15 protein-coding genes and 5 tRNA genes are annotated in these 15008 nt (G+C 46.8%); 18 read left to right on the top strand and 2 right to left on the bottom strand.

The genetic code is table 11. The annotated features are described in order from the left end of the window. Positions 1-3: 3 nt before the first annotated feature. The 7 genes from ACYZZ0_RS20260 to ACYZZ0_RS20230 all read left to right on the top strand — a co-directional run bounded on the left by ACYZZ0_RS20260 (position 4) and on the right by ACYZZ0_RS20230 (position 6188). Positions 4-453, top strand: a complete 450-nt coding sequence (locus ACYZZ0_RS20260) for an ATP synthase subunit C (protein WP_461538481.1) — start codon at positions 4-6, stop codon at positions 451-453. Positions 454-494: 41 nt separating this feature from the next. Next, a complete protein-coding gene (locus tag ACYZZ0_RS20255; protein WP_461538480.1) occupies positions 495-1169 on the top strand; it encodes a hypothetical protein in 675 nt (224 codons plus the stop codon). Positions 1170-1313: 144 nt separating this feature from the next. Beyond that, entirely contained in the window at positions 1314-1997 is a 684-nt protein-coding gene (locus ACYZZ0_RS20250) for a DUF2764 family protein (protein ID WP_461538479.1), read from the top strand. A gap of 140 nt (positions 1998-2137) precedes the next feature. After that, a complete protein-coding gene (locus ACYZZ0_RS20245) occupies positions 2138-3985 on the top strand; it encodes a V-type ATP synthase subunit A (protein WP_461538478.1) in 1848 nt (615 codons plus the stop codon). A gap of 146 nt (positions 3986-4131) precedes the next feature. Further along, complete coding sequence (locus ACYZZ0_RS20240; RefSeq protein ID WP_461538477.1) at positions 4132-4506, top strand: hypothetical protein; 375 nt, start codon at positions 4132-4134, stop codon at positions 4504-4506. 198 nt (positions 4507-4704) lie between these two features. Further along, positions 4705-5922: a pyridoxal phosphate-dependent aminotransferase gene (locus ACYZZ0_RS20235; protein WP_461538476.1), complete on the top strand. Its 1218-nt coding sequence runs from the start codon at positions 4705-4707 to the stop codon at positions 5920-5922. Between the two features lie 140 nt (positions 5923-6062). Then, positions 6063-6188 carry a hypothetical protein gene (locus ACYZZ0_RS20230; protein ID WP_461538475.1) on the top strand — a complete coding sequence of 42 codons (126 nt, stop codon included), beginning with the start codon at positions 6063-6065 and terminating at the stop codon, positions 6186-6188. 101 nt (positions 6189-6289) lie between these two features. On the opposite strand, the gene ACYZZ0_RS20225 is transcribed toward ACYZZ0_RS20230, so the two are convergent. Continuing rightward, complete coding sequence (locus ACYZZ0_RS20225) at positions 6290-6793, bottom strand: hypothetical protein (RefSeq protein ID WP_461538474.1); 504 nt, start codon at positions 6791-6793, stop codon at positions 6290-6292. A gap of 287 nt (positions 6794-7080) precedes the next feature. On the opposite strand from ACYZZ0_RS20225, the gene ACYZZ0_RS20220 reads away from it, so the two are divergent. The 11 genes from ACYZZ0_RS20220 (at position 7081) to ACYZZ0_RS20170 (ending at position 14096) form a co-directional block, all read left to right on the top strand. Then, positions 7081-7157, top strand: a tRNA-Met gene (locus ACYZZ0_RS20220). Positions 7158-7224: 67 nt separating this feature from the next. Further along, positions 7225-7301, top strand: a tRNA-Met gene (locus tag ACYZZ0_RS20215). 67 nt (positions 7302-7368) lie between these two features. Next, positions 7369-7445 (top strand) — tRNA-Met (locus ACYZZ0_RS20210). Between the two features lie 67 nt (positions 7446-7512). Next, positions 7513-7589, top strand: a tRNA-Met gene (locus ACYZZ0_RS20205). 67 nt (positions 7590-7656) lie between these two features. Further along, positions 7657-7733, top strand: a tRNA-Met gene (locus ACYZZ0_RS20200). A 482-nt stretch (positions 7734-8215) separates the two neighbouring features. Then, entirely contained in the window at positions 8216-9529 is a 1314-nt protein-coding gene (locus ACYZZ0_RS20195; RefSeq protein WP_461538473.1) for a nucleotide sugar dehydrogenase, read from the top strand. Positions 9530-9539: 10 nt separating this feature from the next. Then, positions 9540-10589 carry a Gfo/Idh/MocA family protein gene (locus tag ACYZZ0_RS20190; protein ID WP_461538472.1) on the top strand — a complete coding sequence of 350 codons (1050 nt, stop codon included), beginning with the start codon at positions 9540-9542 and terminating at the stop codon, positions 10587-10589. Between the two features lie 2 nt (positions 10590-10591). After that, a complete protein-coding gene (locus ACYZZ0_RS20185) occupies positions 10592-11182 on the top strand; it encodes an acyltransferase (RefSeq protein ID WP_461538471.1) in 591 nt (196 codons plus the stop codon). Positions 11183-11211: 29 nt separating this feature from the next. Further along, positions 11212-12294: a DegT/DnrJ/EryC1/StrS family aminotransferase gene (locus tag ACYZZ0_RS20180; RefSeq protein ID WP_461538470.1), complete on the top strand. Its 1083-nt coding sequence runs from the start codon at positions 11212-11214 to the stop codon at positions 12292-12294. Between the two features lie 22 nt (positions 12295-12316). Continuing rightward, entirely contained in the window at positions 12317-13477 is a 1161-nt protein-coding gene (locus tag ACYZZ0_RS20175; protein WP_461538469.1) for a DegT/DnrJ/EryC1/StrS family aminotransferase, read from the top strand. After that, the gene (locus tag ACYZZ0_RS20170) at positions 13470-14096 is read left to right on the top strand and encodes a sugar transferase (protein ID WP_461538468.1); all 627 of its coding nucleotides are present in this window, start codon (positions 13470-13472) and stop codon (positions 14094-14096) included. Before ACYZZ0_RS20175 ends, ACYZZ0_RS20170 begins: the two co-directional genes overlap by 8 nt. Here the strand turns inward: ACYZZ0_RS20170 and ACYZZ0_RS20165 are convergent. Further along, positions 14079-14972 (bottom strand): S1/P1 nuclease, encoded by an 894-nt coding sequence (locus ACYZZ0_RS20165; protein ID WP_461538467.1) that lies wholly within the window; start codon positions 14970-14972, stop codon positions 14079-14081. The two genes, ACYZZ0_RS20170 and ACYZZ0_RS20165, sit on opposite strands and share 18 nt — an antisense overlap. Between the last annotated feature and the right edge of the window lie 36 nt (positions 14973-15008).

The following is a 15008-nucleotide window of genomic DNA, read 5'->3' as shown; positions in this document are numbered from 1 at the left end:
TCAATGGAAGACTTCATCATCGCACTGGGTTGGTTGGGCGTTTTTGCACCGGTAGCACTGGGTGCTGTTGGTTCTGCAATCGGTTGTTCCGTTGCCGGTCAGGCAGCGTGTGGCGCCATGCTGGACGTTGAGTCCGGTTACGGCAAGTTCGTTGGTCTGTCCGCGATGCCTTCTTCCCAGGTTATCTACGGTATCGTAATCATGTTTACCCTGGCTGGTATCAACATGACCACCAACAGTGCTCCTGGCCTGTTCGGTATTGGTCTGCTGACCGGTATTGCCCTGATGTACTCTGCTGTTTACCAGGGTCAGGCTGTTGCCGCTGCGATCAATGCTTCCAAGAACAAGCCTGAAGTATTCGGTCTGTCCATCGCACCGGCTGCGATCGTAGAAGGTTTTGCGGTATTCGCTTTCGTATTTGCCCTGGTTATGGGCGCTAACATTAGTGCCTAAAGGCTGAGCGCCTGATCAAGGAGCTAGAAGGAGAAAGTTCGATGACCGTAGCCAACGAACAGATTTCAGTCGGTGTTCAGGAGCTGATCGAAAAGCTTCGCACCCAGGGCGTTGCCTCTGGCCGTGAAGAAGCGGATCGCATGCTGACTGATGCCCGCAATGAAGCCGCTGAAATCCTCGCCAATGCGAAGAAAGAAGCTGAAGCACTGGTTGCCCAGGCCAAGAAAGATGCTGAATTCACCGTTAAATCCGGTGAAGAAGCACTGCACATGGCTGGCCGCAACGCAGTACTGGAACTGAAAGACTTCCTGCAGAAAGATTTCGTCGAGCAGCTGCAAAACAGCATTGCCGGTGAATTCCAGAAGGAAGATCTGCTTGAAAAAATCATCCTGGAAGTGGCTTCCCGTAGCAGCCTGAAGGGTGAGAAAAACGTCGATATCATTCTGCCTCAGAAAGTTATCGGTGTTGAAGATCTGCGTGAAAACCCGGAAGAAGCCAAGGCCGGCAAGCTGATGCAAATGGCCCTGGGTCACGCCAAAGACAAACTGCTGGAAGGCACCTGCTTTGAAGTCGGTGACAAGCAGCAGTTCGGTGTTTGCTTCCGCCTGCGTGACAAGAACGTTGAAGTCGTTCTGGACGAGCACTCTGTAAGCGCAATGGTGCTGAAGCACCTGCAGCCTCGCTTCAAGGTGCTGCTGGAAGGCGTTATCAACTGATCTGGTTGATACGTTAACACCCATCCGGGTGGCAGCGGGTTTTATGATGAGACCCGCTGTCGCCACCGGCGCTGCCAACTATGATAAGCCCCGTTATTACGGGTCTGATCAGGTTACAGCGCCGGGTCATAACGGGAGTCAGATATGGCAGATACTGCCTATTACACCCTGCTGACATCACTGCCCCATATTGATTCGCTGTTTAACAGCCGGATTACGCCGATTTCCCGCTTCCAGCTGGATCGTCGTCTTTCCATGCTGCCTCAGGCGGATCGGGACACGCTGGTAAACATTGAAAATCTGCTGCACTGGGATCACCTGGACAACGACGTTGACGAAGAACGTCTGATCCGTCTGGCCGAGAAACTGCGCCAGCAAATCCCCAGTCAGACACTGCGTGATCTGGTTGACTGGCGACTGGACATGCGCACGGTGGTTTCCGCTCTGCGCCGTCGCCATCAGGGTGAGGCTGCACCGACACAGCCCAAATGGAGCTATGGCAGCCGTTACGAGTACATTCGGAGTCACTGGAACGCCCCGACTCTGGGTCTGGCTGGTGCCTTTCCCTGGATTCCGACAGTCAACGAGTGCCTGCGTACCCGTGACCATGTCACGCTGGAAAAAACGCTGCTGGAAGCGGTCTGGAAACAACTGGAACACTTGTCCACCAGACACCGTTTCGATTTTGAAGCTGTCGTAATTTACGTGCTGCGCTGGAACCTGGTATCCCGCTGGACATCCTACGACGAAAACAAGGCCGAATCCCGGTTCCGTCAGCTGGTTGATATCAGCCTGGGCGAATTCAGAGATCAACTGCCGCAGGTATAACAGCCGAGGCAATTTGCAGGCAACAGGCTTCAGGCCTTGCGCATCGATAGCGCTAAAAGTGAAAACTGAACATCCGGTCTGATCCGGGGTTTTCACCACCTGAACAACTGAAGCCTGGGGTTTGCAACTTTGAGGTAGACATGAGCAACATCGAACAACAGGCTTCCGCGCGCGTCGTGGCAGTCAACGGTGACATCCTCACCATTCAATCCATGGATCTGGGCAAGAACTCTACTCGCCTGGTGAAGAACGAAGTCGTATACGTCAAGCCGAGCCGCAAGCAGAGCGAGGATGAAGACGAGATGCTGATGTCTGAAGTCCTGCGTGTACGCGGCGACACTGCAGACATTCAGGTTTTCGAAGACACCCGTGGCGTAGCGGTTGGCGATGAAATCGTTCAGACCGGCGAAATGCTGTCTGTTGAACTCGGCCCGGGTATCCTGAGCCAGATCTACGACGGTCTGCAGAACCCGCTGGAGCGTCTGGCCCAGAAGCACGGCACCTTCCTCAAGCGTGGTGTCCAGTTCGACGCCCTGGATCGCAGCAAAACCTGGTCCTTCGTTGCAACTGCCCGCACCGGTGACAAGCTGCGTGCCGGTGAGACCATCGGTACCGTACAGGAAGGCCGTTTCACCCATAAAGTCATGGTGCCTTTCAATACGACCGGTACTGTAACTGTTGAGTGGATTCAGGAAGGTAACTTCTCTGTTGATACCATTGTTGCCCGTGTACGCGACGAACAGGGCGTGGAAAAAGAGCTGAACATGATTCAGCGCTGGCCGGTTCGTCAGTCCATCTCTGGCACCCTGTCCCAGAAAGGTGGCAAGACCGAGCGTCTGTTCCCGAATGAACCGCTGATTACCCAGCAGCGTCTGGTTGATACCTTCTTCCCGATCGCTCGTGGTGGTACCGGTTGTATCCCCGGACCTTTCGGTGCCGGCAAGACCGTTATGATGCACCAGCTGGCGAAGTACGCCGCGATCGACATCGTAATCAACATTGCCTGTGGTGAGCGTGCCGGTGAGGTTGTGGAAACCATTACTGAATTCCCGCACCTGTCCGACCCGACCAGCTCCGGTTCCCTGATGGATCGTACCACTATCATCTGTAACACCTCCTCCATGCCGGTTGCGGCGCGTGAGGCTTCCATCTACACCGGTCTGACTCTGGGTGAGTACTACCGCCAGATGGGTTACAACGTTATGCTGCTGGCGGATTCCACTTCCCGCTGGGCGCAGGCGATGCGTGAAACCTCTAACCGTCTGGAAGAAATTCCGGGTGAAGAAGGCTTCCCGGCTTACATCGACTCCTCCATCAAAGGTCTGTACGAACGCTCCGGTGTTGTCCGCAACGAAGACGGTGAAACCGGCTCCCTGACCATGATCGGTACCGTATCTCCGGCCGGTGGTAACTTTGAAGAGCCGGTAACCCAGTCCACACTGTCTACCGTGAAGTGCTTCCTGGGTCTGTCCTACGACCGCGCCTACAAGCGTTTCTTCCCCGCTGTTGACCCACTGATTTCCTGGTCCCGCTACCTGGAGCAGCTGCGTGGCTGGTATGACGAAAACCTGACTCCGGAATGGCTGGTTATGGTCAAGGAGATGCAGGATCTGACCGTACGCGGTGACAGCATCAACCAGATGATGCAGGTAACCGGTGAAGAAGGTGTGACTCTGAAAGACTATGTTGAATACCAGAAAGCCCTGTTCCTGGACATGGTTTACCTGCAGCAGGACGCATTTGATGAGGTTGACTGCGCTTGCCCGGTTGATCGCCAGAGAGCATCCTTCGGCATGGTGGTTGGACTGATTCGTCAGCAATACAACTTCTCCGGCAAGGAACAGGCACGTGATTACTTCATGCGTCTGACCGGCCTGATGAAGAACTTCAACTACGCTCACTCCAACTCTCCGGAGTACAACGGCTACTTCGAGAAGATCGAAGAACTGCGCAAGCAGTATGCTGCTGACTCTCAGGCTGCGGCCTGATCCAAAAGCCCGGGCATTGCCCGGGCTTTTTTTATCCTCTCATTCCGCCCCCATAACATCCCCTTGACTTGCAGCCTGTGCCTCTTCTGCTAAACAGAAAAGAGATGCTGGATATAAGCAACAATCAAATTCCGGGGGATAATTATATGAATTCCATCGCTCAACAACTGACATTCCTGCTGGGTGTTTTCAGCTGGCTGATGTTTGGTACGGCGGCGACTGCAGATACTTCCATATTTGGTCAACAGGTTACGGCTGGTATGCAACTTGCGGCCTACGAAGATGATGCTATTGAAGAAGATGAAGCAGAGGAAGGGTACGATTATCCTGAAGATGAACAAGAAAACTATCAGGATGATGAAGGCCTCCCTGAAGACGAAGACTACGAAGATGATGACGATGGGTATGAGGGGGATGATGAGGAAGAATATGATGAAAATGAAACTTCGTATGAGGACGATGAAAATATAGAACAGGGAGAATATGAAGAAGAGTACGACAGTGAGTATGAAGAAGAATAGCCCCTGAACAGTTTTCACCAGATCGCTTTAGAGCCCGCTCAAACCGGGCTCCAGCTCCAATCTCCTTCAGTAAATCCTTCCAAAATATTGCCCCCATCCGTACAGATACTTATGATGACCCTACTTTTTATCCGGCTGCCGTAAACAACTCAATTATAACGGCACCCTCAGCAAGCCTCTGCGGTTTCAGGATTTGCCATGCAGTTTGATATACCCCAGTCCCATAAACTCGACAGCGTCTGTTATGACATCCGTGGCCCGGTTCTTCGTGAAGCACGAAGACTGGAAGAAGAAGGCCAGCGGATTCTCAAACTGAATATCGGCAACCCTGCCCCCTTTGGCTTTGATGCCCCGGAAGAAATCATTCGGGACGTTATTCTCAATTTGCCTGAAGCCCAGGGCTACTGTGAATCGAAAGGAGTCTTTGCGGCTCGCAAAGCAGTCATGCAGTACAGCCAGCAGAAAGAGATCGCCGGCGTCACAATCGAAGATGTTTTTATTGGCAACGGTGTCAGCGAGCTGATTGTGATGGCGATGCAAGCCTTGCTGAATAATGGTGATGAGATGCTGATTCCGGCACCTGATTATCCGCTTTGGACTGCAGCCGTGACGCTTTCCGGTGGCAGCGCTGTTCACTATATGAAAGATGAACAGGCCGGCTGGCAGCCTGATCTTGATGATATTCGCAGCAAAATCACATCCAAGACCCGTGGCATCATTGTTATCAACCCCAACAATCCTACCGGGGCAGTTTATTCAAAAGAGATTCTTGAAGGCATCCTGCAAATTGCTCGAGAACATAACCTGATTGTTTTCTCTGATGAAATCTACGACAAGATTCTTTATGACGAGGCCAAGCATATCTCCACCGCCTCTCTGGCTGATGATGTGCCTTGTGTGACATTTAACGGGCTTTCCAAATCCTATCGGGCAGCAGGGTTCAGATCCGGCTGGATGACTCTGAGCGGCCCTCGCCACCGCATGAAAGGCTATCTCGAAGGGCTGGAAATTCTGGCCAATATGCGACTTTGCGCCAACGCTACCTCCCAGTTTGCAATCCAGACTGCCCTGGGAGGCTATCAGAGTATCAATGAGCTGGTTTTACCCGGAGGCCGGCTGTTGGAACAGCGCAACAGAGCCTGGGAGCTGATTAATGAGCTACCCGGAGTTTCATGTACCAAGCCGGACGGTGCAATTTACCTCTTCCCCCGGCTGGATCCCAAGGTTTATCCGATCCACGATGATCAACAGATGGTGCTTGACCTGCTGTTACAGGAAAAAATGTTGCTGGTTCAGGGCACTGGTTTTAACTGGCCAACACCTGACCACTTCCGGATTGTAACCCTGCCACGAGTAGATGATCTTGAAAGTGCAGTGGAAAGGCTTGGACGTTTCCTGTCCAGGTACAAACAATAATATGTTTGCCATTGTCAGATAATGTTAATTTGTGTTTTAATTCATCCCGCAGTCGCGTGAGGGGTTAGGCGATTGCCCTACAATCACCAGAGCAATAACTACGCCCAGTCTTCAAGGGCGAGACAGCGGGGAAGAGTGCAATGAACTGGCTGGAAAACCTGTCTTCTGACGAAGCATCAAACGACCATGGCGAAGCGCCGGTAGAACTGATGATGGAAAGTTACTATCTGATCAATGAATATCAGAAAGCTGACATCGAAGAGTAAGGGTTTGCCAGCAAGAAGCTGCTGAATCAAGTGTCTTGAAAAGGGGAGCCATTGGCTCCCCTTTTTTTGTAATCGCTATTGCTCTATCTGAACAACGCTACCTATACATCATACTTTTCGACGATATAAATACAGATGGCTCGATGTGAATTTTGTGTACCATCAAAGTTGGCAGGTCGAGTTTCGATTCTCAATATATCACCCGCTTCAAGTTCACTGCCCACTTCCAGATAATGCCGCAATGTTCGCTGGCTTTTTTGAGGCTTCAGGCAGTAAGTGACATTTCCCCAATCATCAATCACACTCATAGCTAGCTTTTCACCAGCATAAAGGGTCGCAGGTATAAGCGCATTGTTATAGCGTAATCGGGCCCCTGCCAACATCCTCCACTCATCTGACAGAATCTGGTAGTTCACTTTCAGCGCCTGAGATGTAGGCACTTTAATATCAATCGATATTCTGACCTCTTCATTAGTATCTGCCTGAGCTTCCTGAGCAGTTAAACTTCCTGAAGGGTTAAAGCCCTGCTGGATTTGGCCCGTATCATTGAAAACCCGTGCCTCAACATCCCTTTCATAATTCAAGGCCTCGGCAACATCGTCCATTTCATACGCATTAACCAGCGCAATGAAAAAAATGGAGCAACAACCCAGTGATATCAGTAGAGGCCATAGCCGCCCCTCTCCGGCCCTTCTGTCCATAGAGTGAGCCTCGCTGTTATAGATGCATGACAATGTACTAACGTACCTATCAATCAATATATCTTACATTTCAGGCAAGAACAAAAAGGCTCCCAGACAAAAACCGTTATAGCTGAAACTAAACAACAGTATGCGTTGATGAAATAAAGTTGACTAAATCAAAAACCAGCCGTAATATTCACGGCCTCTGGTGCGGGGTGGAGCAGCCTGGTAGCTCGTCGGGCTCATAACCCGAAGGTCGTCAGTTCAAATCTGGCCCCCGCTACCAACTTTAAAATCGTGAAATCTACCAGTTTCACGTATTACACGGATCGCCTGATCTGAGTAATTATCGGTGCGGGGTGGAGCAGCTTGGTAGCTCGTCGGGCTCATAACCCGAAGGTCGTCAGTTCAAATCTGGCCCCCGCTACCAACTTTAAAATCGTGAAATATACCAGTTTCACGTATTACACGGATCGCCTGATCTGCGTAATCATCGGTGCGGGGTGGAGCAGCCTGGTAGCTCGTCGGGCTCATAACCCGAAGGTCGTCAGTTCAAATCTGGCCCCCGCTACCAACTTTAAAATCGTGAAATCTACCAGTTTCACGTATTACACGGATCGCCTGATCTGAGTAATTATCGGTGCGGGGTGGAGCAGCCTGGTAGCTCGTCGGGCTCATAACCCGAAGGTCGTCAGTTCAAATCTGGCCCCCGCTACCAACTTTAAAATCGTGAAATATACCAGTTTCACGTATTACACGGATCGCCTGATCTGCGTAATTATCGGTGCGGGGTGGAGCAGCCTGGTAGCTCGTCGGGCTCATAACCCGAAGGTCGTCAGTTCAAATCTGGCCCCCGCTACCAACAATCATATTCTTAGACAGCCCTTCTACAACCACAAAATCTATTGCCATTCATTGGTGAGGCAAGTAAAGTTTTAAAAAGACTTGCAATACAGTCTTAGAATTACTGCACAAAGCCAGACTCACTCATAAGAGCCTAAAATAACAACAAAAAGATTGAGGCTGAGATGGAACTTGACCTAACTTATCTAGTCTACCCATAACAACTGATTATTCCTCATTCCAGCTGTAGTTGTCGTAGTGGATTAAGCGTCTATAAGCCATGATGTACAGCTGTATCAAATTAGCTGATTGATGGGCGGTAGCGTTGGCTTAGTCAAGCAGCTAAAAGAGGTAAAACGTTCTATTGTCGATCAGAAAGTGCAACACAGGATAAGCGCAAGAAGTCGGGGACAAGAGCTGTACATCTATTTCAATGAAAGCGTGTGTCAGCAAGATACTTGATTCAAGAGCAGATATCTAAAAGTTAGCGGACAACTCAGAATGAACTTCAAACAGCAACTTATTGACAGGTTCGACGATAAAACAGCAGTTATCGGAATCATAGGTTTAGGCTATGTCGGTCTTCCATTAATGCTTCGATACGTTGAAGCCGGTTACAAAGTAATTGGAGTAGACACTGACAAAGATAAAGTCAAAAAGTTAAATCATGGTATTTGTGAAATAAAACATATTTCATCAGAAAAAATAGCTTCAGCCATTGAGCAGAAACTGTTTGAAGCCAGCAGTGACTACGCTGACTGCACCAAAGCAGACGCTCTTATTATTTGCGTCCCAACTCCTCTTAACAAATATCGAGAGCCTGATCTCAGCTTTGTTCTTGATACGATGGACAACATTGCCCCCCATATGAAGCAAGGGCAGATTCTGGCTCTTGAGAGCACAACATACCCAGGAACGACAGAAGAAGAGTTGCTTCCCCGTATCGAAAAGACAGGACTAAAAGTCGGAGTAGATACATTCCTTGTTTACTCTCCGGAACGAGAAGACCCTGCAAACCCCAAATACGACACACGAACAATACCTAAAGTATGCGGTGGTGATACAGAGTCCTGCCAACAAGTTGGTAAAGCACTATATAGTGTAGCCATAGATAACATTGTTGCAGTTTCATCGACCAAAACTGCAGAAATGACAAAACTGCTGGAGAATATCCACCGGGCTGTAAATATCGGTCTGGTTAATGAAATGAAAGTTGTGGCTGACCGAATGGGGATCGATATCCATGAGGTGATTAGCGCTGCATCAACTAAACCTTTTGGGTTCACCCCCTACTATCCCGGCCCTGGACTCGGTGGTCACTGTATCCCTATCGACCCCTTTTACCTTACCTGGAAAGCAAGAGAGTACGGTCTCCATACACGTTTCATTGAACTGGCAGGTGAAATAAATGCTTACATGCCCTGCTTTGTAATCGAAAAGATTACTGATGCACTGAATGTCAGAGGAAAGGCTCTCAGCGAATGTACCGTCCTCGTTCTAGGTATTGCGTATAAAAAGAACGTTGATGATATGCGTGAGTCGCCTTCAGTCATTATGATGGAGAAGCTGGAGGAAAAAGGAGCTGTAATAGCTTATTCAGACCCACATGTTCCTGTATTTCCAAAAATGCGAGAACACCATTTTGAATTGAGCAGTATTCCTATTACACCAGAAACATTAAAAGAGTATGACTGCGTTATTCTAGCTACAGATCATGATGCTTTTGATTTCGAAATGATCTCCCAACACTCAAAACTGTTGATAGATACACGTGGAAAATATCATCGGCCTGCTCTCAACATTGTAAAAGCATAAGGTTAGATTAATGCTCCCCATCATAAATAATCGAAAGCTAAGAATCGGTATTGTTGGCTGTGGAAGAATATCTGCCAAACACTTTGAGGCCGTTAAAGCCCATAATAATGATCTTGACCTAAAAGCTGTCTGCGACATCGAACCAGCAACTTTAAAAAAGGCTACAGAAACTTATAAGGTACCAGGATACTCCAGCCTTTCAGCCATGCTGGAAACTGAGCAGCTGGATCTGATTTCTTTATGCACACCCAGCGGATTGCATCCAGAGCAAACCATTGCTGCAGCAAAAGCTGGCGTAAATGTTGTCAGCGAAAAGCCAATGGCTACAAGATGGTCTGATGGCCTGAACATGGTAAAAGCATGTGACGATGCAAATGTACGGCTGTTTATTGTCAAACAAAACCGGTTAAACACTACTCTTCAGCTTCTGAAGAAAGCAATCTCTGAAAAACGGTTTGGTAAAATTCATACTGTACATATAAATGTTTTCTGGACCCGCCCTCAGGAATATTACGACAGGGCTAAATGGTGCGGTACATGGGAGTTTGATGGTGGTGCCTTAATGAATCAGGCAAGCCATTATATTGACCTGATGGAATGGCTGATTGGGCCCGTTTCCGACATTCAATGCATGACGTCCACTTACCGGGACATTGAAGTAGAAGATACCGGAGTCATGAATGTCAGATGGAGAAACGGAGCGCTGGGATCAATGGCTGTGACGATGTGCACTTATCCAAAAAACCTCGAAGGCTCCATAACAATTCTTGGAGAAACTGGTACTGTACGTATTGGTGGCGTTGCAGTAAACGAAATACAGCAATGGGATTTCAGTGACCAGAAGCCCTATGACCAGGAAATTCAAAACGCCAATTATCAAACTACTTCCGTCTATGGATTTGGTCATCCCGTGTACTATAAAAATGTCATCGATACTATGCGTGGAGAGACTTCAGCAGAAACTGATGGCAGAGAAGGACTGAAATCACTGGAACTGCTAATTGGTGCATATCTTTCAGCCCGTGACGGAAAGACAGTTTCACTACCTCTTGAGTACTGAAAATGGCTGACCATAATTATACTGCACACCACACAGCTATCATCGATACCGGAGCCACTATTGGAGCCGACACCCGAGTATGGCACTGGGTTCATATCAGCTCAAATGCCGTTATCGGATCTCAGTGTTCATTAGGGCAGAATGTATATATCGGCAATCAGGTCAGTATTGGCAATAATGTAAAAATACAAAACAATGTGTCGGTATATGACAATGTAACTCTGGAAGACGATGTATTCTGTGGCCCAAGTATGGTTTTTACTAACGTCTACAACCCAAGATCAACTATAAACAGAAAAGACGAATACAAAAGCACCCTGGTAAAGCAGGGCGCCACACTGGGAGCAAACTGTACACTTGTATGCGGCATTACTGTCGGGCGCTTTGCATTTGTTGGTGCCGGTGCTGTTGTTAATTCCGATATACCTGATTACGCCCTGGTTGTTGGTGTTCCAGCACGACAAGTCGGGTGGATGAGTGAGTTTGGTGAAAAACTTGATCTCCCTTTATCCGGCAATGGCAGCTGTACATGCCCTCACACCAATGAAACCTATATATTAGAAAATAACAGAGTCTCTAAACAGACTGCCTGACAAACCTTCTCTAAAGAATTTTGATCAAAATGGAATTCACCGATTTAAAATCACAATATTTAAGTATCGAAGATAACATTAACCATCGAATTTCTGAGGTACTCCGGCACGGGAAGTATATTCTCGGCCCTGAAGTTACAGAACTGGAACAGCGTCTAGCAGAATATACTGGAGTGAAGCACTGTATTTCTGTTGCCAATGGAACAGATGCGCTACAGATATCTCTTATGGCCTTGGGAATTAAGCCCGGAGATGAAGTAATCACGCCTGCATTTTCTTATATTGCAACAGCTGAAACAGGTGCTCTCCTGGGAGCAAAGCTGGTTTATGTTGATGTAAGCCCTCAAACCTGCAATCTCGACCCTGCTCTTCTAGAGGCAGCGATCACAAAGAAAACCAGAGCTATCATTCCAGTTTCTCTATATGGACAATGCGCTGACTTTGATGCAATCAACGCTATTGCCAAAAAATATAATATTCCGGTCATAGAGGATGGCGCACAAAGCTTTGGTGCCACATACAAGGGAAAGCACTCAGGAAATCTCAGCACGATAGGTTGTACTAGCTTCTTCCCATCAAAGCCATTAGGTGCTTATGGTGACGGTGGTGCAATATTTACAAATGATGATGATATTGCTTTGATTGCGAAGCAAATAGCACGACATGGACAAGATCGGCGTTATCATCATATCAGAGTTGGAATGAACAGCAGGCTTGATACTATTCAGGCAGCAATTCTGCTGGCAAAAATGGATATCTTCGACAAAGAAGTAAAAAGGAGAGCCGAAATCGGAAGAAGGTACTCTGAACTACTTAACAGCTTGCCAAATATTACAACACCGGTTATTGATGAACACAATACAAGTGTTTATGCACAATACACTATTCAGGTAGCTGACAGAGCCAATACACTGAAGTTGTTACAGCAAGCCAACATACCTTCAGCTATCCATTATCCACTACCATTAAACCTTCAACCTGCTGTTGCAGATGAACACTGCCATGTTCCCGTTAGTGAAATGCTGGCAGAAAAAGTAATCAGTTTGCCAATGTCTCCTTATTTAACATCGACTGACCAAGAACAGGTTGTTGAAACCTTAGCCTCAATATAAAAACAACCCAGTGATATCTTGTATGCAGCCATTTCTTCCTTTTGCAACTCCAGATATTGGCGACTCTGAAATATCGGAGGTCATAGACTCGCTAAAAAATGGTTGGTTAACGACAGGACCTAAAGTAAAACAGCTTGAAAAGAACTTTTCAGAGTATCTCGGGGATGGTGTAACTGCTTTAGCTGTTAACTCAGCCACTTCAGGGCTTCATTTGGCACTGGAAGCTTTAGGTATATCCGAAGGGGACGAGGTTATACTGCCAAGCTATACCTTCACTGCAACCGCAGAGGTCATTAAATATCTTGGTGCAACCCCTGTTTTCGTTGATATCGATGCCTTTACCTATAATATTTCCCCAGAAAGTGTTTTGAACGCAATATCACCGAAAACCAAAGCAATCATGCCTGTTCATTTTGCAGGATTGGCTTGTGATATGTCTCCATTATTCGATATTGCAAAAAAATTCAATCTCTCCATTATTGAAGATGCTGCACACGCATTTCCTGCAAGTTATAAAGGAAAAAAAATAGGTACTCTGGAGTCAGATGCTACAGTATTTAGCTTTTATGCAAATAAAACAATGACAACAGCTGAAGGAGGAATGATTGTTTCCTCTAATCCAGAACTAATCAAACGAGCCAAAACCATGCGGCTTCATGGCATAAACCGAGACGTTTTTGACAGGTATAATAGCCATCTCCCTTCATGGTATTACGAAGTAGAAGCTCCCGGATATAAATACAACATGCCGGATATAAACGCAGCAATCGGCATTCATCAACTGAAACGAATAGATAATTTTCTTGAAAAACGAAACAAGCTTGCTCAATTTTACTTTGATAATCTTAAGAATCTACCTCTAACATTACCTCCCACACCAAATCAAAACGAAGATATACATGCATGGCATCTATTCCCTATATTATTAGATGAGGGAATTGACAGAGACAAAATTATAGAATCACTCTATCAACATAATATTGGCTGTTCAGTCCATTTTATCCCTCTTCATCTTCACCCTGCCTGGAAAGGCTATTGCATAAGCTACCCCAAAGATCATTTTAAAAACACTATTAATACATTTTCCAGAGAGATCTCAATACCCCTGTACACAAAAATGGATACTGGTGACGCACAGCGTGTTGTAAGTGCTCTTGGGGATATACTCAGACCTTATGTATAAATTAACAAAGCGTTCTTTCGATATAATTGTCTCTGCTATAACCATTTTATTACTCTCTCCACTCTTCATATTGATTGCTATATTTATAAAAATCAATTCGCCTGGCCCAGTCTTTTTTAGACAAGAGCGTGTTACCCAAGGGGAACGTCGATTTTACATTCACAAGTTCAGAACCATGAAACATAGCTCTAAAAAAGGGAAGCTAATTACAACATCAAACGATAGCAGAATTACTTCACTGGGAAATCACCTCAGGAAATATAAGATTGACGAACTACCACAACTTATTGATGTTTTTCTTGGAGATATGAGCCTAGTCGGCCCAAGACCAGAAGTGCCATCATATGTGAACTATTACTCAAAGCCAGCAAAGAAAAAGATTTTTTCAGTTAGAGCAGGTATAACAGATCCTGCATCAATATTGCTTGTCGATGAAAGCCTAATCCTCAGCAAGTCCAAAGATCCAGAAAAAACTTATGTCGAAGAGCTGCTACCTAAAAAAATTGATCATTACATTTCATATGTAGATCACTCAGGTTTCTTCTATGACATCAGAATTATATTACAGACCATTTATCGAATTTTTTTTCGAAGATCACACTCAACCATTCCAGATTGAATTAAATAACAAGGCCTGCAGAGTCGCAGCAAGTACCAACTGGCTGAGTGATATGCGCCCCCCTTCTTCAATATAGCGAGATGAAACCTCACCATTATTTCTCACACCCGAGTATGCATGCTTGATAGCAATACTATAACTGTAATTTGCCCACTCCTGTGGATTATCGATCGCCAGCTTGGGTAGCACCTTCACATCAACTTTACTTCTCACCTTATCTGCGAGCTCTTTTGACTTGTTTTTCCAGTCATCATCAAACCACCTCACTTTCGGCAAAGCCATCACTCCTGCATCCCACAACCGATGCAGCGAAGTAATCTGCTCCCCCTCCCAGTTAACTGGCTTGATTCGAAAGCCGGTTCCTCCATTGTCTCCATGAGGCGCAGCCTTGGAAAACCGTGACACCACATGCATGGGCTGAAACAAATCCACCATAACGTGCATCAAGCTTCGTAACATAAGTGCTTTGGCAAAATCAGATGCGCGCGGATTTCTTAACGTCTTTATTGCTTCAGAAGCAAGGGTCACAGCATTGTTAGGATTATAAGCCGGTAGTTGTCGTGGGGGATCAACGACATAAGGTTGATCAATAAAATGCCAGGATGAAAAGATGGAAAGCCCCCTGCCATTCTGCTGATCCATCCAGGTCGAAGCCTGTACAAAGTCCGTCATTGCAGGTTCTGCATCACCCAGAATCCTCAACAGCCGGTTTATTTCCTTTTTGGCAGGTTCATTTAGTCTTTCCCAGGTAATCTGGGCAGCCACCATATGTCCAACGTCATACCAGGCTCTCACTGGTGCGGCCACCAGCAAAATAAAAAGCATACAAAACTGCACAAAAAAACCAAAAGACCATTCTGTCGCTGACTTTTTCATCGTTTTCATCCTGCCGATGACATGTAATAATGCCTA

It is taken from the genome of Spongorhabdus nitratireducens (genome assembly GCA_947387575.1).
Taxonomy (GTDB): domain Bacteria; phylum Pseudomonadota; class Gammaproteobacteria; order Pseudomonadales; family Endozoicomonadaceae; genus CANDOC01.
The sequence above is the reverse complement of the archived record's forward strand: the minus strand, read 5'-3'. Positions and strand labels throughout refer to the sequence as shown.